Source organism: Lysinibacillus sp. RS11 (assembly GCF_042019215.1).
In the GTDB taxonomy this organism is placed as follows: Bacteria; Bacillota; Bacilli; order Bacillales_A; family Planococcaceae; genus Lysinibacillus; species Lysinibacillus xylanilyticus_A.
In genome coordinates this window covers 3,723,472-3,747,462 of sequence record NZ_CP168124.1, presented here as the reverse complement: position 1 = coordinate 3,747,462, position 23,991 = coordinate 3,723,472, and the positions used below count along the sequence as shown (strand labels likewise).

The window sequence follows — 23,991 nt, the reverse complement described above, 5'->3', positions numbered from 1 at the left end:
GAAGCTGGGACAAAACGCTATTATTTTGAATAATAGCGAAAAAAGATAGTAACTTTTTCGCTTCAGTGAGTAGGTTGTTCCTTCCTGAATCAAAAAAATGTTAGACCAATACAATCGGTCTAACATTTTCTCTTTTTGTCCCAGCCTCTTTTTAATGGATAGAAGATCTGGAATCGCTGATAACTTGCGGGAAATCGCTGATAAAAGCCCTGGAATCGCTGATAACTTGTGGGAAATCGCTGATAAAAGTCCGGAATCGCTGATAACTTGCGGGAAATCGCTGATAAAAGACCTAAAAATCGCCGATAACTCCCGAAAGTCCGCTGATAAAAGCCCCCGATACAGTAATCTTACATTCCTGCATTCATCCCTGCGATACGTCCTGTAACGAGTGCAGACGTTATATTATAGCCACCTGTATAGCCGTGAATATCAAGGATTTCTCCGCAGAAAAATAACCCATCCTTTTTCTTCGAGGCCATTGTCTTTGGTTCAATCTCTTTAACAGAAACTCCACCCCCAGTGACAAATGCTTTTTCAAGAGACTGCGTACTACTAACCGACATTGTGAAATTGACGAGTAGTCTAGCTAAGTTGCGAATTTTTTCCTGTGATAATTCTATGCCTGTCATTTGTACATCGATATCCGCGCGTTCACATAAAAATAACAACCAGCGTTCAGGCGCAATTCCTTTCCAAACATTTTTCACTGCTTTTTTAGGATCTTCTTTAATAAGTCTGTTTAAATATTGCAGGCACGTTTCTTCATTATAATCAACGAGTGTTTGAATACGCATTGTCACAGGCTCGTAACCTGTTTTCATTAACTCTTTAACAACAAATTGACTACAGCGTAACACAGCAGGGCCACTTATTCCGAAATGCGTAAATAGCATATCCATTTGATGGGTTATAAGTACCTTGCCCTTTTTGTTTAAAACAGAAACAGCTACATCTCGTAACGCTAGCCCTTGTAGTTCGCGAGCTTGAATAAAATCCTCTTTTGATATAACAGGAACCTCAGTAGGGAAAAGTGTTGTGATTGTATGACCAGCACGTTCTGCCCATGGATAACCATCTCCTGTCGAACCTGTTTGTGGAACAGCTTTTCCACCAACTGCAACGATTACGGCTTCACTGCGAATTTCAGTACCATCTGTAAGGCGTACACCGAGAATTTTGTCCTCATCCATTAGAAGCTTATTAACTGGTGTGTTTAAGCGTACTTCAACATGTAGCCGCTGAAGTTGACGAATAAGTGCATCGACCACATCTTGAGCACGATTAGAAACGGGGAACATACGCCCGTGATCTTCCTCTTTTAATGCAACGCCAAGTCCTTCGAAAAATGCGATAATATCTTCGTTGTTGTAAACCGTAAAAGGACTGTAAAGAAAACGACCATTTCCAGGTATGTGCTTGACTATTTCTTCTACAGGTAAACGATTGGTAACATTACAACGACCACCGCCAGAAATGGCCAATTTTTTACCGAGCTTTGTCCCTTTTTCTAGTAATAGTACTTTCTTTTTACGCTCACCAGCAGCGACAGCGGCCATTAAACCTGATGGGCCACCACCGATAACGATAACATCGTACATATATTAAAACTCACTTTCTCTTCAAATTAGGAATCTTTCCTATTATACATGAAGTCTATATAGAGGGGCTTCTTTCACATTGAAAATAACACAAAAGTATTTTATAATGCTTTATCTTCTACTTTAATGTAGAGTTATTTCCGAAACCTTGAGATATGCGTTTGTTAAACGTATGCTATATAAGTTGATTGTAGTGGAGACTGGGCGACTCCTTGGGGATTAGCGATAGAGGGACGAAGGCTAAAACCATCACGTCCTGTGATAACGCCTTCATGACCAACATCGGTGCTGCTGCCGCTACGTTAGCACTACGCTTTCGCGCAAAAAACATCGTGCTGCTGTCGCTTCGCTTTCGCGCAAAAAACATCGTGCTGCTGCCGCTTCGCTTTCGCGCAAAAAACATCTGTTACCCCGAGACCCTGCAGCGAAGCGGCTCATCGGACGCCCCCAGGAAGCTCTGCTCTGCGCGAAAGCAAAGCGTCAGCGACAAAGCGCTCAGTCGGAACGGAAATTAACCCTACGTTATGGTGAATAGCTTACATGTGTAAAGTTTAGATGGAAAATTCAAGTATAATTGAGAGATAAAGCGCTAGTTAGTTGAATGAATAATCAGTGTAGAATAACCTCACTGATGAAAGTTTTGCTTTATCTGTATTGTCTGCATGAAATGAATGTCTTTTCATGCTATTATGGTAAAGGTTATGCACTAAATTATGAGGTGAAAAATAGAATGTGCGGATTTATAGGCTATATTAATGGAACAAATGTGATCGATCATCATCAAACGATCGAAAATATGATGAATACAATTATTCACCGTGGACCAGACAGTGGCGGGATTCACAGTGACGATAAAGTAACTTTAGGATTCCGTCGATTAAGTATTATCGACTTATCAGACGTGGCGAATCAGCCGTTATATAGTGCGGATGGTAATATTGTTCTCGTATTTAATGGGGAAATTTTTAATTTCCAAGAGTTACGTGCTGATTTGATTGCAAAAGGTCACAACTTTAAAACACACTCTGATAGTGAAGTTATTATTTATGGTTATGTTGAATACGGAGTAGAATTTGTCAAAAAGCTTCGCGGAATGTTCGCATTCTGTATTTGGGATAAAAAGAATGATTTACAATTCATCGCTCGTGATGGATTTGGTATTAAGCCACTGTATTATACAGAAAACACAACAGATGGTACTTTTATTTTCGGTTCAGAAATTAAATCATTTTTACCACACCCATCATTTATTAAAGAATTAAATAAAGATGCGCTACGTCCTTATTTGACATTCCAATATTCTTCAATGGACGAAACGTTCTTTAAAGGTGTATACAAATTACAACCAGCACACTATATGCTTATTCAAAATGGGCAAAAGAAAATTGTGCAGTATTGGGATAAAAAATTCCATGCAAAAGAAGCTCCAATTGAAAAATATGTAGAAGAAATTCGTACGACAGTAAGAGAATCAGTAGATGCGCATCAAATAAGTGATGTAAAGGTTGGTTCTTTCTTATCAGGTGGTATTGATTCAAGTTATATTACTTCATTATTACGCCCTGATAAATCCTTCTCTGTTGGTTTCTCTGACTACGAGGATATGTTTAATGAAACAAATTTAGCAAAAGATTTATCTGATACATTAGATATTCAAAATGAGCGTAAATATATTTCAGCTGATGAGTGTTTTGAAGCATTACCAAAAATTCAGTGGCATATGGACGAGCCACAATCGAATCCATCTTCAGTACCACTTTATTTCCTTTCCGAGTTAGCTTCAAAGGATGTAACAGTTGTACTTTCAGGTGAAGGTGCAGATGAAATTTTTGGTGGCTACTCATGGTATCAAAACTCAGGCAAAATGCAAAAATATGAGAAAGTCCCATTTGGTATTCGTAAAGCATTACGTGGTATTGCAGAGGTGTTACCTAAAAATCAATACACGCACTTCCTTGTTAAAGGTGGTCAAACAGTAGAAGAACGCTTTATTGGGGAAGCGGTTGTGTGGGATGAAGAAGATGCATTAAATGTCTTAAAACCAGACTATAAAAATGGTCCATCTGTAAAATCGATTACAAAACGTATTTACGATGAAGTACCAGGTGATGATGATGTTACTAAAATGCAGTATCTTGATCTAAATCTTTGGATGCCAGGTGATATTTTATTAAAAGCAGATAAAATGAGTATGGCTCATTCTATCGAATTACGTGTACCATTTTTAGATAAAGAAGTGATGGAATTAGCGAAAAACATTCCATCGAGATACCGCGTAAATGACATTGATACGAAATATGTTCTACGTCAAGCTGCGCATCAGGAACTACCTGAAGAATGGGCAAAGCGTCCAAAACTTGGCTTCCCAGTGCCAATTCGTCACTGGCTACGTGAAGAAAAGTATTACAAGATGGTAAAAGAAATGTTTACAACTGACTTTGCCAATGAATTCTTTGATACAAAGCAATTAGTAGGCTATCTAGATGAGCACTATGAAGGACAAGCGAATCGTGGACGTTATATTTGGACAGCTTATGTATTTTTAGTATGGTATAAACAATTTTTCGTAGACATGTAATAGAGAAGTAACTTTAATCGGTGGAGGTTTTCTAAATCTCCACCGATTATTTTGAGGCCTCTACTTTCCACAAGGAGGACACAATCGATATTTTTTTTGATTGAGCTGTGTTTTTCTAGAACTTTTTAATGTATTTATGCGTCGGTATTCTATAAATATGTTAAGATTACAGTTGGTTTACTTATTTAATATTTGGTTATGTTGACTTTTCGTGTAGTTTTGCTGAATATTGTTGATCAGTGAAATTAAGCTATCAGGAGACGGCTATTGTGTGTGAGAGCGTTTGCAAATCAAACAGTTTCCCTGAATTGCTCAAAAGTACTCGGGTAGCAAGGGAACCCACTCAGATACCTGTAAAAAGATAGGATGCTACCGAAGCAAGGTCTTTACAGCAATTATTTAATAAGTGTTTTTCTAAGTGTTATGATAATGAAAATCTTGATTTTACGATGAATGGATGGGTATGATGTCCAATTTAATGAAAGGTACTGCGATATTAACAATGGGGATGTTTTTATCGAAGGTGCTCGGATTAATTTATATTTTTCCGTTTTATGCGATTGTGGGTGAGGAGAATATTGCCCTCTATCAATATGCATACATTCCCTATTCGATTATGCTGGCTATAGCCATCTCGGGTGCGCCAATTGCTGTATCCAAGTTTGTTTCTAAATACAATGCAGCGGGTGATTACCAGTCAGGTCGTAAGCTGATGAAATCAGGCATAATGATTATGCTGATTACTGGTGTTGCTGCGTTTATTGCTCTCTTTATACTAGCTAAGCCAATAGCGGGTCTTGTTATTAAAAGTGATGAGCAGGCATTTACGATTGAACAAATTGCCTCAGTAATGCGCTGGGTTAGCTTTGCATTAATTGTTGTGCCATTTATGAGTCTTTGGCGTGGGTTTTTCCAAGGTTATGACAAAATGGAGCCTACAGCAGTTTCGCAGTTAGTGGAGCAAATTGTTCGTATTGTTGTGTTGTTAGGTGGTTCATTCTTAGTTGTAGTAGTTTTCAATGGGCAACCAGAAACGGCGATCTCCTTCGCAGTATTTGCTGCATTTATCGGGGCGATTGGTGGGTTATTGACACTCTATTATTATTGGAAAAAATACCAACCTGAATTTGATTTACTACGCAGCCAAAGCGTTACGTCTAAGCAGCTCCCAATGTCCGACATATATAAAGAAGTTATTACGTATTCGATTCCAATGGTGTTTGTAGGCGTTGCTAATCCGTTATTCCAATTAGTAGATATGCTAACATTTAACGGAGCTATGACATCAATCGGATTAGCGGGAGTGACAGATAGTTATTTATCAATGATTAACTTTACAACTCATAAGGTTGTCATTATTCCGGTAATGCTAGCTACAGGTTTTTCGATGGCTCTTGTACCGACGATTACAAAATATTATACGCAAGGTGAATATTTATCACTACGACATGCAATGGATAAGACATATCAAATATTAATTTTTATTACATTGCCAGCGGTAGTTGGAATTTCGTTGTTATCAAATGAAATATACTTTATGCTCTATTCTGAAAGTGAGATGGGGGCTACAATTTTAGCCCATTACGCACCTGTTGCAATTTTATTTGCATTGTTCCAAGTAACAGCGGCTCTTTTACAGGGCATTGATTTCCAAAAATGGATTGTCTTTAGCTTATTATCTGGTATTTTAGTAAAGCTAGCCATTAATATTCCTTTAATTCGTTGGATGGAGGCGGATGGCGCGATTCTTGCTACAGCTATTGGCTATAGTGTATCAATTATCATCAATGTATTTGTGCTACGACAAACACTAAACTATAGATCAGAAATGGTTATACGTCGTGTGATGCTTATTTCTTGTTTGACAGTGGCCATGGCGGTAAGTGTACTAATTGTTCATAAACTTTTAGAGTTATTGATGGGACCAGTAGATGGTAAATTCTCCGCATTAGTTTATTCTGTTATTTGTGCTGGAGTAGGTGTAGCCGTATATGGCTATTTGTCTTTACGCTTAGGTTTAGCACAAAAATTACTCGGTGAACGATTGACAAGAATTACGAACAAACTGGGATTGAAATAGGAGGTATTATGCGATTAGATAAATTACTGGCGAATATGGGTTATGGGTCACGCAAGGAAGTTAAACAACTTCTAAAGCAAAAAGCAGTGACAGTGGATGGTGCATATGTGAAGGATGCAGCATTGCATGTTGACCCTGAAAAGCAAGATGTCTCCGTTTTTGGTGAACGTGTTATATATACAGAATTTGTATACATTATGATGAATAAGCCTCCGGGAGTTATTTCTGCAACAGAAGATTTACGGGATGAAACCGTCATTGATTTGTTAGATCCTTTACTTCAACATTTCGAGCCTTTCCCGGTAGGTCGCTTAGATAAAGATACAGAGGGTTTATTGCTGTTAACAAATGATGGCATATTAGCACATAATTTATTGTCTCCAAAAAAGCACGTGCCAAAGGTCTATTATGCACAAATAGAAGGTATTGTCACGGATGAAGACTGTGAGAAATTTGCTCAAGGTGTTGAGCTAGACGATGGTTATGTAACAAAACCGGGAGAGCTCATCATATTAAAATCTGCTCAGCAATCAGAAATTGAGTTAATGATTCAAGAAGGTAAGTTTCATCAGGTGAAGCGTATGTTTGAGGCAGTAGGTAAACGTGTAACGTATTTAAAGCGGCTGTCGATGGGGAACCTAAAGCTAGATGACAATCTAGAATTAGGTGAATATCGAGAGTTAACTGCTGAAGAGTTAGCCGGATTACAGAATAGGGATTAAAGAATACCTCGATGCTAAGGACAATTAGTATCGAGGTATTTTAATATACATACTTATAATAGTGAATGTATAATATGATATAACTTTCAATGAATAGCTTTTTAGTCTATGGTACTAAAAAATCTCTAAATCTTTCAGAAAAAAGATGGTGAAATTAAGTAGAGGACAAATTAATGAAAAACCTGAGAATTAAATTATTAATATCTTTAATTGTCTTTGCATTAGTACTGGTTGCTGTCATTTCTTATGTCAACAGGCAAATACTAATGGCAGATATAGAAGAACAAGAAGCCTTGAATAGAGAGCTAATTGAAAAGCATATTCTGACAGATATGCAAACTGTAGATAATGCCCATTATTATTTTGATAAGAATATCTCTGACAAAATGGAAGAAGAACTCCGGAAACTAATTACATATTATAGAGAAAATCCAGATATAGCGACGTGGGATTTGCAGAAGATTAAAAACGAACATGGTATGGATGTGTACATACTCGATCAATCAAATACTGTAATTTATACAACTTTTGAAAAAGATAAAGGATTAAATTTTTCAAAATGCTGCATACGTTTTTCTGCTTTACTAGATGAACGTCGAGCAAGCGGGGAATTCTACAGTGATGGCATAGATATTTCGACAACAACAGGGGGCTATCGAAAATTTAGCTATTTAGCGACACCTGATAACAAATATTTATTTGAGTTAGGTATAGACTTACTTGATAATCCTGTGTTCCAAACTTTTAACTTTGAAAAGACATCTGAATATTTAATTGATAAATATGCTGATTTGTTAGAGGTACAAACGATAAATGCGGGGGGAGTTTTCTTTGATTATTCTAAAGCCAGTAAAACAACTGTAACAGATCAATCGAAAAAATTTCAAGAGCATTTTGAGTTAGCAAGAAAAACGATGCAGCCAACGGAATTTCAAGAAGAGTTTCAAAATGGCTATATTGAAAAGTATCGTTTTTTACCATACGAAGCAGAAACGGTTCGAGGGGAATCTTCTAAAAGGGTTGTGTTTGTGAAATATGGTAATTTCACAGAATTAAAGGCGCTAGCTAAAAATACAAAGCAGTTTCAGCTATTGCTTTGTATTGCATTAGTAACTTCTTTCATAATGCTATTAGTCATCAATAAACTCCTTTCCAAAACGATGCATCTTGCAACATACGATCCGTTAACAAATGTCTATAATCGTGCTACCTATATTAGAAAAATGGACAAGTTATTAAGGAAAAGGAAGATGAATCAACCTGGTTTATTGTTGCTAGATTTAGATAATTTTAAACAAGTAAATGATCGATTTGGACATGGCGAAGGAGATAAAATCCTGATTGAAACAGCAAGAATTTTAAAACAAGAAGTGGAAAGGAATGGCTTTGTTGTAAGGTTCGGTGGGGATGAATTTGCAGTTGTTTTGTATGACGCGAAGGAAGAAGCTATACAGCAAATAGCGAATTCTATTTTGGAGAAAATTCGCCACTTGAAGTATGTTGATAAAGTCACTATTGATAGATGGTCTGTACTTTCAGTCAGTATGGGCGGTGCCATTTGCATTCATCCGGATGAGTCAGAAAGAAGTTTATTTGAGCGTGCAGATAAGGCATTATATCAATCGAAAAATGCTGGTAAAGACCAATACTCCAGTTATGAAGAGGTTGCTGCTGATGAAGAAAGCTAAAACCACTTAAAAATTATAAGGATAAATTGTAATATTGCTCGCTCCATTCCTAATAGTGAGTCCAAGCAAGTTTTTCAAATGCTTGAGATTCGCTAAAAGAAATGGAGCGATTTTTTTGTCTGAAGTCTAGTTACTGTAGCGGCTTAAGTTTTAACTTCTTTCAGCAGATGGTTTTTGTAGCGAAAGCAATGCGTCAGCTACTCAGTCTAAAAACGCCACGTCCTGTGGCACAACGACTGAGTGACCAACATCTTGTTGGCCCAAAGCCTCCCGGCGGATGTCACGAAATCGGAAAGGAGTTAATAAAGGATGGTAGCTTAAAATCATCGCATCCATACGATAACAGCTAACTGACCTGCATCTAGCAGTAAGCACAAAGCCGATTCCGGACACAATTATGCAGAGGCATAATTGATTCTATAAAATAGACAACTGCATAAAACAACAACAGCGATGACTGCAAACGTTGCATTCATATAATGTGATAATAGCCACCCACCAATAATTGGCCCAACAAAGCCCCCAAAATTTTTAAATTGGGCTGCTCCTAAATAGGTTGCCTTTTGTGTATCAGGCGCAATTTCATCAATCATGACATTCATAGTTGGAAAGGCGAAAATCTCACCAATCGTAAATATAATCATAGCGATTATATACAGCGGATAGTTATTTGAGAGGCCGAATAATAAAAGACCAAACGCCAAGAACAGGATTCCTACTAATAGAGTGGCTGCCGATGAAAAGCGTTCAGATAGTATACTAATCGGTAATTGTAGTAATAACACAACTGCTGCATTTAGCGAAATGAGTAGAGAAAAAAGCTTAGTACCGTCTTCAATTTTGAGCTCAATGATTTGTGGCAGTGTCGAATCAAATTGAGAGTAACCAATATTTATTAAAATTGCACCAAAAATAAAACTTAATAGTACACGATTTGTTATTAGTATTGTGAAGGTTTGCAATATTTTTGTTTGTGTTGCAGCTTTTTGTTGTTGCATTTTATAGCAATTTAAAACGAAATATAAAAATACAGCATAAATAATATACATAGTTCCTGTCAGCATAAAAGGGATACTTGGGCTGGATAATTGAGAAATATAAACACCGATAACGGGACCGATCACCGCAGCTATGTTAATCGCCGTATAGCGCAATGAAAACAATCTTTTTCGTTTGTCAGCGGGAGTAAAATCAATCATTAATGCCTGGGTGGAAGGCTCAAAGAAGGAACGACATAAGCCATTCAAGGCGTTTAATGCTACGAAGACCCAAACAGTCTGTGCGATTGCAAAGCCGAAGAACACGATACTCCAAACAATAATAGTAAGCAAAATGATTCTTTTCCTACCAAATCGGTCTGTTAAATAACCACCTATGAAACCTCCTACAGTGGAGATTAATGGTGCAATACCAATTGTCAAACCTATTTGTAAAGGGGAGGCTTCAATTTCATTATGTAGGTAAATTGCTAGAAAGGGCATTGCCATAAAACTTGCAATGCGTGTGAAAATAGTTCCGCCTAAAATAATCCAAACGAGTGGATGGAACAGTTTGGGAAGTTTCATAGAAAATCCTCCTTCCAAAATATAGAATGTTTCGATTTTAACGGATTGTTGAGCAATTGTAAATAGTCAAAAAAATAAACAGGGATAACGCTGAAGAACAAAATATTTATAAAAATGCATGTAATTCTTAGCAAATTGAGGAGAGAAATGAACTGGAATCCCCATATAAGTGAAACGGATTAAAAGGCGGGGGGATTTCTGTTCCGAAGAGCTCTTTATGAAAGCACAAAGTGGATTCCGGACGCAATTAGGCATAATTGATGAATAGATGAGGGCATCAACAATTACAAGACAACAAAAAAAGAATGACCACGACGAAAGGTCATTCTTTTCCCATACAAAATGCTTTACGTGTTAAACGTAAAAACTAAGACGTCAATTTTACTTTTTTCTTCGTCGTTGTCCATTTGCCTCGACTTGGACTCATCACCAAATCGTTAAAGGCTAACACGTTCAAATCTCTTTGAACGGTGCGAGGAGTGATACTAAACTCTTCGACTAAATCCTGTGTAGACACGGTTCCTTTGTCTAAAATAAACATGTACACGTCTTTAATACGATTAAGCATTCGATCAGTAGTTGGTTTCATAAATGAACCACTCCTTCATCTTATTTCTCTTGGCAAAGACTAGCGGACGACAATATGTGCGGAGTGCACTTAGGCTAATAAGTAGCTGCCTTAGACATCCCCTTTTCTAATTTTATATTCAGAACAATTATTCTGATAACTTTATTATATAGAAAAACTAGTTGATTTTCTAGTGAATGCAAGGGAAATTTACAATTTAAATAAAAAATTTATACTGTATTTTGTGGAAAAAAGCGAAGAACATGCTATATATGGTAGTGTTAGAGGAAGATTGTAAAAACAGTTGTCAGAAAGATGATTGTAATTTAAGGTGTAAAGAGTAGAATAATGTTATGAAATTGGAGGAGGTACATCGTATGGATTGGTTACAAGCTGCAAAAGAAAGGCAAGATGAATTAATACAAGATTTACAGGAGCTTGTGCAAATTAATAGTGTACTCGATGAGAATACGATCACTACTGAAGTACCTTTCGGTGATGGTCCATTAAAGGCTCTTGAATGGTTATTAGCAAAGGGCCAAGCTGAAGGACTGCAAACGAAAAATATTGATAATTATGCAGGGCATATACAGATGGGTGAAGGTGAAGATTTATTAGGTATTTTATGTCATGTTGATGTAGTACCTGTTGGTGATGAAAGAAATTGGACATACCCACCATTTAGTGGCACTGTTGCAGATGGTAAACTATTCGCCCGTGGTGCAATAGATGATAAGGGACCAACTATTGCAGCATGGATGGCTATGAAACTTGTTAAAGATGCAGGCATTCAGCTTGATAAAAGAGTACGAATGATTATTGGTACAGATGAAGAAACAGGCTTCCGCTGTGTCGACCACTATTTTAAACACGAGGAAATGCCGACTATTGGCTTTGCGCCAGATGCGGATTTCCCACTCATCAATGCAGAAAAAGGCATTGCAGAGCTAGTGTTCTCTCAAAATAAAACTGGTGATGCAACGAAAGAACAGCTATTACTATTTAATGCTGGAAAGCGACCAAATATGGTACCTGATTTTGCAGAAGCGACAGTGCAATTTGTTTCTCCGCAATTCGAACAGAATTTTCACACATATTTAAGCGAAAATCAGCTAGAAGGCTCTTTATTAATCGAGGGTTCTCACTATATAATAACTATCAAAGGTAAAGCAGCCCACGCTATGGAACCAGAAAAAGGGGTCAATGCAGCTGTTTATCTTGCAGCATTTTTACAGCATGAGTTGACGACAGAGGCAAGTAAGCAATTTGTCGACTTTACCGCAGATGTTTTTTATCAAGATCATTATGGCAACATGCTTGAACTACAATTTGAGGACGAAATGTCTGGTAAAACTACATTAAATCCAGGGATTGTGAGCTTTGATGTAGCTAAAGGTGGCAGTATGGTGATTAGTATGCGTTATTCAGTCACTTATCCGTTTGATGAAAAAATTACCGAAGCACAACGTATAGCGGTGGCTAAAGGATTTTCATTGGATATTCAAGATGATTCAAAGCCGCATTATGTAAGTGAGGATGATGCATTGATTCAGACTTTAGCTGATATCTATAGACGTCAAACAGGAGATTATGAAACACCTTTACTTTCTACAGGTGGTGGTACGTATGCACGTGTCATGAAAAAAGGTGTGGCATTCGGTATGCTGTTCCCAGGCGAACCTGACGTAGCGCATCGTGCAGATGAGTTTGTTGTCATTGAAAATCTTATAAAAGCAACAGCTATTTACGCTGAAGCAATTGTTGAACTTGCAGGAAACAAATAATTTAAAGCTGAAAAGGATGAGCGAAACATGGCATATTCATTATGGAATGATCAAATCGTTGAAGAAGGATCTATTGCAGTATCCCCAGAAGACAGAGGTTACCAATTTGGTGACGGCATTTATGAAGTAATTAAAGTTTATAACGGCAACATGTTCACAGCACAAGAACATATTGATCGTTTCTATGCGAGTGCCGAAAAAATTCGTCTTGTCATTCCTTATACTAAAGACGTATTACACAAATTATTACATGAACTTATTGAGACAAATAATTTAGACACTGGACATGTTTACTTCCAAATTACACGTGGTACAACTTCTCGTAATCATATTTTCCCAGATGCAAGTGTTCCAGCTGTATTAACAGGGAATGTTAAAGTTGGCGAGCGTTCATATGAAAATTTTGAAAAAGGTGTTAAGGCTACTTTTGTAGAGGATATCCGTTGGTTACGTTGTGATATTAAATCCTTAAATTTACTAGGCGCTGTACTGGCAAAGCAAGAAGCTTCTGAAAAAGGTTGCTATGAAGCTATTTTACATCGTGGAGATGTCGTAACAGAATGTTCATCAGCGAATGTTTATGGCATTAAAGATGGTAAGCTTTATACACACCCTGCAAATAACTTCATTTTAAACGGTATTACACGCCAAGTTATTTTAAAATGTGCTGCGGAGATTAACCTAACTGTTATTGAAGAACCGATGACAAAGGCTGATTTATTAACGATGGATGAGGTAATTGTATCATCTGTATCTTCGGAAGTAACACCGGTGATCGATGTCGATGGTAACAAAATTGGTGCTGGAGTTCCAGGTGAATGGACTCGAAAATTACAGCAAGCATTTGAGGCGAAATTACCGCTTTCCATTAATGCTAAATAAGTTACGCTTTCAAGAGAGCTACCTTAACTTGGTTTTATCCCAAGCTACAAGGGTAGTTCTCTTTTTCTATAGAACAAATTATGGATGTTTTCTTCTGGAACGTCATGTAAAATAAATAAGATGATGATTTATCTACATAGCCTGAAGTTTACATATTTAAAATCAAAGAACAAATGACGATGTAATGAATGCAAATAACTATTGATAATGTTTTTGAGTACCCTCAAAAACGTAGTCAGGGAGTTTAGATATTAGGGCGAGTAAGATTGGAGTGACCTTAAAATGGCACAATTAGTGAAATTACAAGATTATATCTCACGCTATCAAATTGATTTAGCGAGATATCCAACACAATTTGTACGCTTAAAGAATAGTCAATGGGAACGTGTTAAGCGACAGTGGGAGTTAGGAGAAGAAATTAGTGAGTGGCAACATGACAACGATTCTGAAAATGATTCTTTTGAAGAGAAAGAGCGATTTTCTTTATTGAAAAAATGGTTTGCGGGTCGCCAGAAGGCAGACAGTGGGGACGTTGAACAGGTAGAAATAACGAATGAACTGGTGAGTGATGAAGAAAGCATACCAGAAGAAGAAACGACTTTAACATTTGAACCTAAAATTGTCTATGCGCCGCAATCTATCCATGAATTAAAGCGTATGTTTATCGATCAATTTTTCCATTTTCAGATGAAATGGGCAAGTTCAACACTACGTGAAAAGTCGTATGTAGATCCTCGTTTTATGCGTGATTCCTTGTTGCGAGATTTGTTGCAAAAATTACCAGATAATTATCTGCTTTTTTATTACCCTATTTTACAAATCAGAAAAGCACCCATAGAGCTTGATGTCGTACTAATGTCACCAACAGAATGTATTTGCATTACAGTGCTAGATGCGGAAAATCAAGCAGTTTATGTGGGTGGTAGTGAACGATTCTGGATAAAAAAAGTAGGAACGAAAGATTCAAAAGTCCTTAATCCATTGATAAATCTAAATCGTATGGAATCTGTATTAACTCAATTATTTAAGCAGGACAATATAGATATGCCAATTCGTAAAGTTGTTTTAACACGTAATGGCTACTTCGATTATCCAGGTACATCCTTTGGCATTCAGTTTATTGATCGTCGAAACTACGGAGAATGGATGGAACATTTAAAGAAAGTGTCCTCCCCGATGAAGCATATGCAAATTCGAGCTGCCCAAACGATTTTAAACAATGTACAAACAACATCCTTTAACCGGGATATTTGGCAGAAATCTTCTCAACCAGCTGAGGATTAATAAATGCAAGTGTTATTTATTGTAAATGAAGCAGCTGGGAATGGAAAAGGTAAGAAAGTTTGGTGCCATCTTCAACGCCATTTGACAATTGATTATCAAGTTGCTTTTACAGAATATGAAGGACATGGACAGGAACTTGCGAAAAAATGTGCGGACGATACACGTACAAAAAAACTAATTGTTGTAGTTGGCGGTGACGGCACAATACATGAGGTAGTGAGTGGTGTTTTACATAATGAATTTATAGTTATTGGTGTAGTGCGTGCTGGCTCTGGGAATGATTTTGCACGATACTTTACTACTTTTAAAAATGTAAAACAAATCGAAGCCTATTTGCAGACGGAGATTGCCGATAAAATGATGGATGTCGGAGCTATTCACCTTGGAGCACTCCAACACGAGATATTTGTTAACAATGCAGGTGTGGGCTTTGATGCATTTGTTACAAAGCACATTAATAAATCTCGTTTAAAGTTTTACCTCAATAAAATTGGGTTCGGCAAGTTATCCTATGCTGTGGCTGTTGTAAGAGGACTATTTAGCTTTGAACGTTTTGATGTAATCATTCAAGCAAACGAGCAAGAGTGGCAATTTCAGCAGGCATGGTTTGTTGCGATGAGCAATCATCCTTATTTCGGAGGAGGTATGAAAATTTCGCCTTCCTCTATCCCTAATGATGGACAAATCGAAATAACAATCGTTCACAGTATTTCACGTCTCAAATTACTACTGGTATTTGTCACTGTGTTTTTTGGAAAACATACAAAATTTAAAGAGATTTCTTTTTTGCAAGGCAATCAATTTGATATTTTTGTGCATGCAAATGACGTAGATTGTCATACAGATGGTAACTATATTGGGGAAATTAGAAAAGGTACGAGAATTCACTGTACAGTCCAACGTGATGCGTGGCAGATTATATCAAAGAACTATTAAAAAATATCATTTCGCAATAATTTCATGCGAATTTGATGGTTATAAGTTATACTATAACAAATCAATAATTTCACGAGAAAGAAATGAGGAAAAAAATTGAGATTAAGAAATAAGCCTTGGGCGGAGGAAATGATTACGAATCATTCAGAGGTGATCATCCCGAATCCTGAAGACTTTAAAGGGAATTGGCAGGCTGTTTTCGGAAATGACAACCCCCTACATATTGAAGTAGGTACTGGGAAAGGACAATTTGTCACGGGTATGGCCTTACAAAATCCAGATATAAATTATATTGGCATTGAGCTTTATGACAGTGTAATCGTTTGTGCATTGGAAAAAATTTTAGAGGCTAAATCTCCAGCGAATTTACGATTATTAAAAGTAAATGGCGCAGATTTATATAAATATTTTGGTAAAAATGATGTAGACCGTGTGTATCTGAATTTCTCAGATCCTTGGCCGAAAACGCGCCATGCTAAGCGACGTTTAACGCACGGGGATTTTTTGAAATTATATGAGTCGATTTTAGTGGATAATGGGGAAATCCATTTTAAAACGGACAACCGTGGTTTGTTTGAGTATTCGTTAATTAGTATGTCTGAATACGGTATGTTACTAAAGTATGTATCACTCGACTTACATGCGAATATGCCTGAGGATAATGTGATGACTGAATATGAGCAGAAATTTTCTGCGAAAGGACAGCCGATTTATCGTCTAGAATCACAATTCATTACTAAATAGGGGGAGTATGGATGGATCAGTTACAGTTTCACAACATGTCATTATCATGGCTAAACGGGGGTGTCACTTGCCTTGATGGCGGTGCTATGTTTGGAGTTGTGCCCAAACCACTTTGGGCACGCAAGTATCCGGTAAACGAAAAAAATCAAATTGAGTTACCGACTGAGCCAATCTTAGTTCAATATGAAGGTAAAAACTATATTATTGATACGGGTGTTGGCTTTAACAAATTAAATGAAAAACAGCTACGTAACTTTGGTGTTACTGAAGAATCAACATTAGCGGCTAGCTTACAGGAGTTAGGATTAACTACAGCTGATATTGATGTCGTGTTAATGACGCATTTACATTTCGATCACGCTGGTGGTTTAACGCAATGGGAAGGCGAAGTACTTGTACCAACATTCCCAAATGCAAAAATCTATGTGACGAAAATTGAGTGGGACGAGATGCGTGAGCCAAATATTCGCTCAAAAAATACGTATTGGAAAGAAAACTGGGAGCCAGTTCAGCATTTAGTTGAAACGTATGAAGGTACGTTAGAGATAGTTCCTGGGATTGAAATGATTCATACTGGTGGTCATAGTGATGGACATGCCGTAATAAAATTAACACAAAACGGCGAAGTATTATTGCATATGGCGGATATTATGCCGACACATGCGCATCAAAATCCATTATGGGTATTAGCGTATGATGATTATCCAATGGCGAGTGTCTTTGCAAAAGAGCGTATTATGAAAGAAGCGCTTGCGAATGGTTATGGCTTTATCTTTTATCATGATGCCTATTATCGCATGATTAAATGGGATGAAACAGGTAAAGAAATTGTAGATAAACTAGAACGTAGCAGACAAGCTGTTATTACATTCTAATTAATAGAACGTGTGAACCTTTGTGTTCGCACGTTTTTTTCATAGTGTTGAAAACTATTGTGTCAATAAAATTAAGGGAATTAAATAAAGTATCGCTCTTTGGCAAAATAGGGTTTGATTTCCGTTTCGACTGGGCGCTTTGTTGTTGCTGTCGTTGCACTTTCGCACAGAAAAAACAATGTTGCTGTCGCTACGCTTTCGCACAGATAAAACATTTGTTGCTGTCGCTACGCTTTCGCACAGAAAAAACAATGTTGCTGTCGTTGCACTTTCGCACAGAGCAAAGCTTCCTGGGGGCGTCCGATGAGCCGCTTGGACCAAAAGGATGTTGGTCACAAAGGCGTTATCACAGGACGTGATGCTTTTAACCTTTGTTCCTTTATCGCTAATCCCCGAGGAGTCGCCCAGTCTCCACTCCAATCAAACGCTTCACGTAGTATGTATCTCTGGTATGTCACTCTAATTTATAGTGATAAAACGGAACTTCACTTATTGTTTTATGTAAACGTAAGCTATGTGATATAAATTATTGTAGTTGTATAGTAGGAACAGAAATCAACTTAACGTTATGAAGATATGCTTAATTGTCTATACCCCATTTTTTTGACACTTTTTTTCGTGAACATTTTGTAAAATATGATACACTAAAAGCTATACTAAAACACAAAAGAGAGTTGAAATTACATGACAACTGAACAACCATTTTTACCAGTATTACTAGGATCAGATATGAATGCATATGGTATGGCACGTGCATTTTACGAGGCATATGGTATTAAACCACTTGTATTAGGGCGTTCACATTTAACGGCAACACAAGACAGCCACATTATAAATTTTCAAGCAATTGATCGCTTAAATGAACAGGATGTGTTTGCACCTGCACTTGCAGAAGTCGCGAAAAAATATTCAAATAAAAAACTACTGTTGTTAGCTTGTGGTGATGACTATGCAAAACTTATTATCAAAAATAAGCCGGCATTGCAGGAGCATTTTACAGTACCATATATCGATGAATCATTAATGGATGAAATTTTATTAAAAGAAAATTTCTATAAAATGTGTGATAAGTACAATTTTAAGTATCCAGGTACGACGACAGTGACAGCTGATAATTACGAAAACTTTACACCACTGTTCGATTATCCAATTATTTTAAAGGCATCGAACTCAGTGGAATACTGGGCATGTAAATTCCCAGGTAAGAAAAAAGTATTCGTTGCACATGATGAAGCTGAAAAAACAGCCATTTTAAAAGCAATCTATAGCTCAACCTATCAGGATACAATGATTATTCAAGAATTCATCCCAGGTGATGATTCATATATGCGTGTATTAAATGCCTATGTCGGGAAAGACGGCAAAGTGAAGCTAATGTGTCTAGGAAACCCAATCTTAGAAGAGCATTCACCTGAGGGTATTGGTAGTTATGCAGCGATCGTGACAACATACGATAAAGAATTATTGGATCAAGTACGTTCCTTTTTAGAAGATATCGGTTACACAGGTTTTGCTAACTTTGATATGAAATACGATATGCGAGACAAACAGTATAAGTTGTTTGAAATTAACCTACGTAATGGTCGCTCAAGCTATTATGTAACAGCAAGTGGTCATAATTTAATGAAGTATGTAGCTGATGACCATATGTTAAATATTGAACAGGATGTAACGTATGTTCAAGATAAGCACTTATGGATGATCATTCCTAAGGGCGTATTATTCAAATATGCCTCAAATGAAAAGCTTAAATTAGAAGCGAAAAAATTAATTCGTGAAGGGAAATATACAAACTCTCTTTACTATAATCAAGATATGAATGCAAAGCGTTGGGTGAAGCTAACGTTAAATAATTTAAATTATTATCGAAAATATAAAAAATACTTCAACAATAAAGGATTGTCTGAGTAAAACAAAGAAGCCATCTCAAATAGCTGAGATGGCTTCTTTCGTAGGGTTCTATAATTTTTGATCGCGTATTGCAGAGTAAGGTTACACTTCTGTTAGCTCGACAACTACACCTGAGCGGGCGTCAGCAGCGAATTCAAAGGTTTGCATTTCGCCCTCATGCATACGTGAGATACCTCCACGGTATACTGGAATTGTCATAATGCCGTTTGTGAAATTGTCAGTTTTCATAAAAATCCAAGAACCATCAATCGGCGAATCCTTTTTAAATTCTTTTTTTATGTTTTCGAGTACTTGTCCAGCAGGTACATACGGAGAAACCTTTTCACTTGCTTCTTTAACAATGACTGCGGCAGCTAGGCCAGTTGCAACACCAATTAAAAAATCACGTAATTTCATGCTTTTTTCCTCCTTTTTCTATAGGTTCATTTTAACATAGCATACGGATTGAATGCACGTTCACACATGAGCGCTTTTAGGAAATGTATCAATATTTTGAATTCAGCAATCGATTTCGCCTTGGCGTAATTGTGTCCGGATTTTGAATTGTGCACGCACAATTCATTCCTTTCAAAATCCGTGACATCTGCCAGAGGCTTTATCTTCATTCAGTAAGTGTTTGGATACCCACTGAAAAGAAACCTCACTCGTATTCATCTCACCACATTCAGAGGTAGGAGTCTTCTACTGAATGAAGATAAATGTGTTACAATAGCAAGGAAGAATATTCTACTTCGTGGGGAGAGAGTCATCATGAATGAGGAAACATTACAATTATTTAAAACGTTAACGGAATTACCAGGCGCTCCGGGTAATGAACATGCTGTACGTGCGTTCATGCGTTCTGAGTTGGAAAAGTACTCGGATGAAATCGTTCAGGATAATTTAGGTGGGATTTTCGGTGTAAAGCACAGTGATGTTGCTGATGCACCAAAAATATTGGTTGCAGGTCATATGGATGAAGTGGCATTTATGGTTACTTCTATTACCGACAACGGGATGCTCCGCTTTCAAACATTAGGTGGCTGGTGGAATCAGGTTATGCTAGCGCAACGTGTTGAAGTATTTACTAAAAATGGTGCGATTCCTGGTGTGATTTCATCAATACCTCCACATTTACTAACAGATGCTGAACGTTCTAAACCGATGGATATTAAAAATATGCTAATAGATGTTGGTGCAGATAATAAAGAGGATGCTATTGCACTTGGCGTTCGTCCGGGTCAATCAATTATCCCTGTCTGTCCATTTACACCGATGGCTAATCCGAAGAAAATTATGGCGAAAGCTTGGGATAACCGCTATGGCTGTGGATTGGCAATTGAATTGATGAAAGAAGTAAAGGATGAAAAGCTAGCCTCACATTTATATTCAGGTGCGAATGTAATGGAAGAAGTTGGTCTACGTGGTGCTCAAGTATCCGCAAATATGATTAAACCAGATTTATTTTTTGCTCTAGATGCATCACCTGCAAATGATATGTCAGGAGAAAAAAATCAATTTGGTCAACTTGGAAAAGGTGCTTTATTGCGTATTTTGGACCGTACAATGGTCACACATCGAGGCATACGTGAGTTCATTTTAGATACGGCTGAAACAAATCATATACCTTATCAATATTTTGTATCACAAGGTGGAACTGATGCAGGGCGTGTACACACAGCAAATGATGGTGTGCCAAGTGCGGTAATCGGTATTTGCTCACGCTATATTCATACAGCTGCATCAATTATTCATATTGATGACTATGCAGCTGCAAAAGCTTTAATTGTGGAACTAGTGAAAAAAGCAGATCGTTCGACATTAGAGACGATTCGCGCTAATGTGTAAAGTAACATCCGCCGGAGGTGCCTTTAGGGGCATCTTTTTCTATGAAAAGAAAGAGGGATTGGAAAAATGAAGATAGCTATTGGGACAACAAACAAAGCAAAAACAGAGGCAGTTGAAGTTATAGCTAGAAAATATTTTGATAAACCGATTTTTACCTATGTTAAGGCTGTTTCACAAGTATCTGATCAACCGATGACTCATGAAGAAACACGAATGGGGGCCATAAACCGTTCAAAAAATGCAATGAATGAGACGGGTGCTCAATTATCGTTTGGACTAGAGGGTGGAGTAACGGAAATTGATGGTGTTATGTACGTATGTAACTGGGGAGCTCTTACAGTAACAAATGGCACAACTTATACAGCTGCTGGCGCACAAATTATATTACCAGAAGAAATTGCCCAGGAAATAAGAGCTGGGAAGGAACTTGGGCCAGTGATGGAGCTATATACACAACGTCGAGATATTCGACAAGGTGCGGGAGCTGTAGGTATTTTTACGCAAGGGGTAGTAAGTCGTCAGATGATGTTTGAGCATATTGTCTCGCTTCTTGTTGGTCAATATTTATTCACATTAGCACATGAGTAATGTTTTTGGATTAGTGATATTGGAACAGGGAAGTTGCAACTTTACATAAATTTTTTTAAAATAAATAAAAGTTAGCAATGAAAGGAAGAGAAATATGTCTCATACATGGCTACGAGCGGTAGGCTTAATGCTTTTACTGTTGGGACTTACTGGCTGTAATCAATCTGTTGATGAACAAATTAAAAATGGACTTCAAACAACAGAAACTGTCTTTGCGGGAGAGCCAGAGAAGCATACAGATAGTATTGGGGATGTAGAATTATACTTACCTTCCAACTTTAAAGTTGAAGATAGTTCAGATGCATACAATATATTGGTAACTAAAGGAAAAAAGAGTTATGTTCTTTTCATCAATGATCGCGAAGATGCAGAGAGTAAACTCTATTACAATTTATTAAAAGAGGATAGTTCAAAAAAGATAATTGAAGAAAATACATATGAAAAGGATGGTATTTTCGGCTTTTCAGCTGTTTCAAAAACTGATAATGAAGACGAATATGAGCTCATTGTCAGTAGCGGTGGCGTAAAAATGACAACCATTTCTCAAGGAAAACATATTGAAGATAATTTACATGAGATGACGAAAATCGTTCATTCGGTTAAGATTAAGTAATTGGATAGTTTTGAACAGAACGGTTCACAAACATGTGAGCCGTTTTCTCTCATTTAGCATTTATTAGTCTATAAAAGATGTCTACTTCTATAGTTGATGCGTTGTATGAGGGTGTAGATTCCAGAAGTAGAGGAACTCAGTCTAAGTATGCACGTCCTGTAGTAAATTATCTGCGCGAAAGTGTAGTACTAACGAAGCGACAGTTTCAATTACGCCGAGGCAATATTGATTATAAAGAAAGGATGTGAGCTAGGTGAAACAAATTAAATCAGAACAACTTGTGTCCCTATTAAAGCAACAATTAAATGAGGAAACGTTTGATTTTGAATTTGACAAAAAGCACGATAAATTACGTTTAAATCACAAAAAGATTGGTAAAGGGATGGAGCTATCTCTACCAGGTATTTTAGCAAAATATAATGACAAGCAAGGGGCTGCAATCGATGAAGTTGTTTATACAATCGAGCAAACCTTTAATGCTATGGAGCAAGAGATGGAAAAAGGATTCCAATCTACTTCGCAAATTTATCCTGTTATTCGCGCAACATCCTACCCTCAAGCCTCGAAGGAGGGGCATGCATTCATCACTACTGAACATACAGCTGAAACACGTATTTTTTATGCGCTCGATTTAGGAAAAACCTATCGTTTTATTGATGAATCCATGTTAGAGGTACTACAATTAACAGTAGAGCAAATTCGTGAAATGGCACGATTTTCTGTAAAGCAATTACCAACAATGTATAAGAAAGATGAAGTTGCAGGGAATATTTTCTATTTTGTTAATGCTAATGATGGCTACGATGCAAGTCGCATTTTAAATGAAAACTTTTTGAAAGACATGCAGACTAAAATTGAGGGCGATATGACGTTATCTGTGCCACATCAGGACGTATTAATAGTAGGTGATATTCGGAATGAAACAGGGTATGATGTATTAGCACAGATGACGATGCATTTCTTCGCTGTCGGTACTGTACCGATTACGTCATTATCTTTTATTTATGAAGATGGGGAGTTAGAACCAATCTTTATATTAGCAAAAAACAGAGTTAAAAAGGAGCAAGAGAAACAATGAATGTATTTTACAACAAAGAGCATGTAGGAGATGTATTGCTAGTACAATTAGCATCAGAATCAATCGTGAAAACAGAGGTAGAACGTGCAGGTGATCTCGCTATTTTAAAGGAAGCACAGACAGGAGAAATTAAAGCATTTAATTTATTTAATGCCAGCAGCTATATACAAACTGATGCTAAAGGTTTAGTTGAGGTTACTCCAGAATTAGTTGCACAGCTAGAAGCGGCTATTGCAAAAAATGGCGCTGAAATTAGTCTTGATGTAGATTTTTCTCCAAAATTTGTTGTGGGTTATGTAGAAACTAAGGACAAGCATCCAAATGCTGATAAACTAAGCATTTGTTCTGTAAACGTTGGTGAAGAGACATTACAAATTGTATGTGGTGCGCCTAATGTTGAAGCAGGTCAAAAAGTTGTCGTGGCAAAAATCGGTGCAGTGATGCCTTCGGGTATGCTTATTAAAGAAGGTAATTTACGAGGTGTTGATTCATACGGTATGTTATGTTCAGCACGTGAATTAGCAATACCAAATGCACCTTCTGAAAAAGGGATTTTAGTATTACCAGAAGATGAAGTAATTGGTAGTGCGTTTGAAACGCCAACTAGATAAAATATAATTAAAATCGTTATGCTACTAATATGCTAGTAACATAACGATTTTTTTGT

23 protein-coding genes are annotated in these 23,991 nt (G+C 37.2%); 17 read left to right on the top strand and 6 right to left on the bottom strand.

The annotated features are described in order from the left end of the window. Positions 1-350: 350 nt before the first annotated feature. Together AB9L17_RS19215 and AB9L17_RS19210 are read right to left on the bottom strand one after the other, a co-directional pair. Positions 351-1,601: an NAD(P)/FAD-dependent oxidoreductase gene (locus tag AB9L17_RS19215; RefSeq protein WP_068984038.1), complete on the bottom strand. Its 1,251-nt coding sequence runs from the start codon at positions 1,599-1,601 to the stop codon at positions 351-353. A 297-nt stretch (positions 1,602-1,898) separates the two neighbouring features. Beyond that, on the bottom strand, positions 1,899-2,039 hold the full coding sequence (locus tag AB9L17_RS19210) for a hypothetical protein (RefSeq protein ID WP_375199657.1): 141 nt from the start codon (positions 2,037-2,039) through the stop codon (positions 1,899-1,901). A gap of 292 nt (positions 2,040-2,331) precedes the next feature. On the opposite strand from AB9L17_RS19210, the gene asnB reads away from it, so the two are divergent. From asnB to AB9L17_RS19190, 4 genes are all read left to right on the top strand, one after another. Continuing rightward, the gene (gene asnB, locus AB9L17_RS19205) at positions 2,332-4,179 is read left to right on the top strand and encodes an asparagine synthase (glutamine-hydrolyzing) (protein ID WP_375199656.1); all 1,848 of its coding nucleotides are present in this window, start codon (positions 2,332-2,334) and stop codon (positions 4,177-4,179) included. Positions 4,180-4,645: 466 nt separating this feature from the next. Further along, positions 4,646-6,259 carry a putative polysaccharide biosynthesis protein gene (locus AB9L17_RS19200; protein WP_083226944.1) on the top strand — a complete coding sequence of 538 codons (1,614 nt, stop codon included), beginning with the start codon at positions 4,646-4,648 and terminating at the stop codon, positions 6,257-6,259. 8 nt (positions 6,260-6,267) lie between these two features. Then, a complete protein-coding gene (locus AB9L17_RS19195) occupies positions 6,268-6,981 on the top strand; it encodes a pseudouridine synthase (protein WP_375199655.1) in 714 nt (237 codons plus the stop codon). Positions 6,982-7,154: 173 nt separating this feature from the next. Then, on the top strand, positions 7,155-8,669 hold the full coding sequence (locus tag AB9L17_RS19190; protein ID WP_068984035.1) for a GGDEF domain-containing protein: 1,515 nt from the start codon (positions 7,155-7,157) through the stop codon (positions 8,667-8,669). Positions 8,670-9,064: 395 nt separating this feature from the next. Here AB9L17_RS19190 and AB9L17_RS19185 read toward each other — a convergent pair whose 3' ends face one another. Both AB9L17_RS19185 and AB9L17_RS19180 read right to left on the bottom strand, forming a co-directional pair. After that, a complete protein-coding gene (locus tag AB9L17_RS19185; protein WP_068984034.1) occupies positions 9,065-10,234 on the bottom strand; it encodes an MDR family MFS transporter in 1,170 nt (389 codons plus the stop codon). A 367-nt stretch (positions 10,235-10,601) separates the two neighbouring features. Next, a complete protein-coding gene (locus tag AB9L17_RS19180) occupies positions 10,602-10,823 on the bottom strand; it encodes a DeoR family transcriptional regulator (protein WP_049667439.1) in 222 nt (73 codons plus the stop codon). 356 nt (positions 10,824-11,179) lie between these two features. Between AB9L17_RS19180 and pepV the strand changes: the two genes are divergently transcribed. The 6 genes from pepV to AB9L17_RS19150 all read left to right on the top strand — a co-directional run bounded on the left by pepV (position 11,180) and on the right by AB9L17_RS19150 (position 17,307). Next, the gene (gene pepV, locus AB9L17_RS19175; protein ID WP_068984033.1) at positions 11,180-12,586 is read left to right on the top strand and encodes a dipeptidase PepV; all 1,407 of its coding nucleotides are present in this window, start codon (positions 11,180-11,182) and stop codon (positions 12,584-12,586) included. Positions 12,587-12,613: 27 nt separating this feature from the next. Next, positions 12,614-13,468: a D-amino-acid transaminase gene (dat, locus tag AB9L17_RS19170; RefSeq protein ID WP_068984032.1), complete on the top strand. Its 855-nt coding sequence runs from the start codon at positions 12,614-12,616 to the stop codon at positions 13,466-13,468. A 282-nt stretch (positions 13,469-13,750) separates the two neighbouring features. After that, on the top strand, positions 13,751-14,752 hold the full coding sequence (locus AB9L17_RS19165) for a nuclease-related domain-containing protein (RefSeq protein ID WP_068984031.1): 1,002 nt from the start codon (positions 13,751-13,753) through the stop codon (positions 14,750-14,752). A gap of 3 nt (positions 14,753-14,755) precedes the next feature. Beyond that, positions 14,756-15,688, top strand: a complete 933-nt coding sequence (locus AB9L17_RS19160; protein WP_068984030.1) for a diacylglycerol/lipid kinase family protein — start codon at positions 14,756-14,758, stop codon at positions 15,686-15,688. Positions 15,689-15,784: 96 nt separating this feature from the next. Next, entirely contained in the window at positions 15,785-16,432 is a 648-nt protein-coding gene (gene trmB / locus AB9L17_RS19155) for a tRNA (guanosine(46)-N7)-methyltransferase TrmB (RefSeq protein ID WP_068984029.1), read from the top strand. An 11-nt stretch (positions 16,433-16,443) separates the two neighbouring features. Then, entirely contained in the window at positions 16,444-17,307 is an 864-nt protein-coding gene (locus tag AB9L17_RS19150; RefSeq protein ID WP_068984028.1) for a YtnP family quorum-quenching lactonase, read from the top strand. A gap of 54 nt (positions 17,308-17,361) precedes the next feature. Here the strand turns inward: AB9L17_RS19150 and AB9L17_RS19145 are convergent, their stop codons facing one another. Further along, entirely contained in the window at positions 17,362-17,727 is a 366-nt protein-coding gene (locus AB9L17_RS19145) for a hypothetical protein (RefSeq protein ID WP_375199654.1), read from the bottom strand. Between the two features lie 264 nt (positions 17,728-17,991). Between AB9L17_RS19145 and AB9L17_RS19140 the strand changes: the two genes are divergently transcribed. Further along, positions 17,992-19,218, top strand: a complete 1,227-nt coding sequence (locus AB9L17_RS19140) for an ATP-grasp domain-containing protein (RefSeq protein WP_375199653.1) — start codon at positions 17,992-17,994, stop codon at positions 19,216-19,218. 81 nt (positions 19,219-19,299) lie between these two features. Here AB9L17_RS19140 and AB9L17_RS19135 read toward each other — a convergent pair whose 3' ends face one another. Then, positions 19,300-19,614 carry a peptidase M4 gene (locus AB9L17_RS19135; protein ID WP_053592328.1) on the bottom strand — a complete coding sequence of 105 codons (315 nt, stop codon included), beginning with the start codon at positions 19,612-19,614 and terminating at the stop codon, positions 19,300-19,302. Between the two features lie 354 nt (positions 19,615-19,968). On the opposite strand from AB9L17_RS19135, the gene AB9L17_RS19130 reads away from it, so the two are divergent. From AB9L17_RS19130 to ytpR, 6 genes are all read left to right on the top strand, one after another. After that, the gene (locus AB9L17_RS19130) at positions 19,969-21,045 is read left to right on the top strand and encodes a M42 family metallopeptidase (RefSeq protein WP_223556619.1); all 1,077 of its coding nucleotides are present in this window, start codon (positions 19,969-19,971) and stop codon (positions 21,043-21,045) included. A gap of 66 nt (positions 21,046-21,111) precedes the next feature. Next, positions 21,112-21,633 (top strand): DUF84 family protein, encoded by a 522-nt coding sequence (locus AB9L17_RS19125; protein ID WP_375199652.1) that lies wholly within the window; start codon positions 21,112-21,114, stop codon positions 21,631-21,633. Between the two features lie 94 nt (positions 21,634-21,727). Further along, complete coding sequence (locus tag AB9L17_RS19120) at positions 21,728-22,246, top strand: hypothetical protein (protein ID WP_068984023.1); 519 nt, start codon at positions 21,728-21,730, stop codon at positions 22,244-22,246. Positions 22,247-22,323: 77 nt separating this feature from the next. After that, on the top strand, positions 22,324-22,494 hold the full coding sequence (locus tag AB9L17_RS19115) for a hypothetical protein (RefSeq protein ID WP_375199651.1): 171 nt from the start codon (positions 22,324-22,326) through the stop codon (positions 22,492-22,494). Between the two features lie 5 nt (positions 22,495-22,499). After that, positions 22,500-23,324: a DUF1444 domain-containing protein gene (locus AB9L17_RS19110; RefSeq protein WP_223556623.1), complete on the top strand. Its 825-nt coding sequence runs from the start codon at positions 22,500-22,502 to the stop codon at positions 23,322-23,324. After that, positions 23,321-23,935: a YtpR family tRNA-binding protein gene (gene ytpR, locus AB9L17_RS19105; RefSeq protein WP_068984022.1), complete on the top strand. Its 615-nt coding sequence runs from the start codon at positions 23,321-23,323 to the stop codon at positions 23,933-23,935. The genes AB9L17_RS19110 and ytpR overlap by 4 nt, the downstream gene beginning before the upstream one ends. The last annotated feature ends 56 nt before the right edge of the window (positions 23,936-23,991 follow it).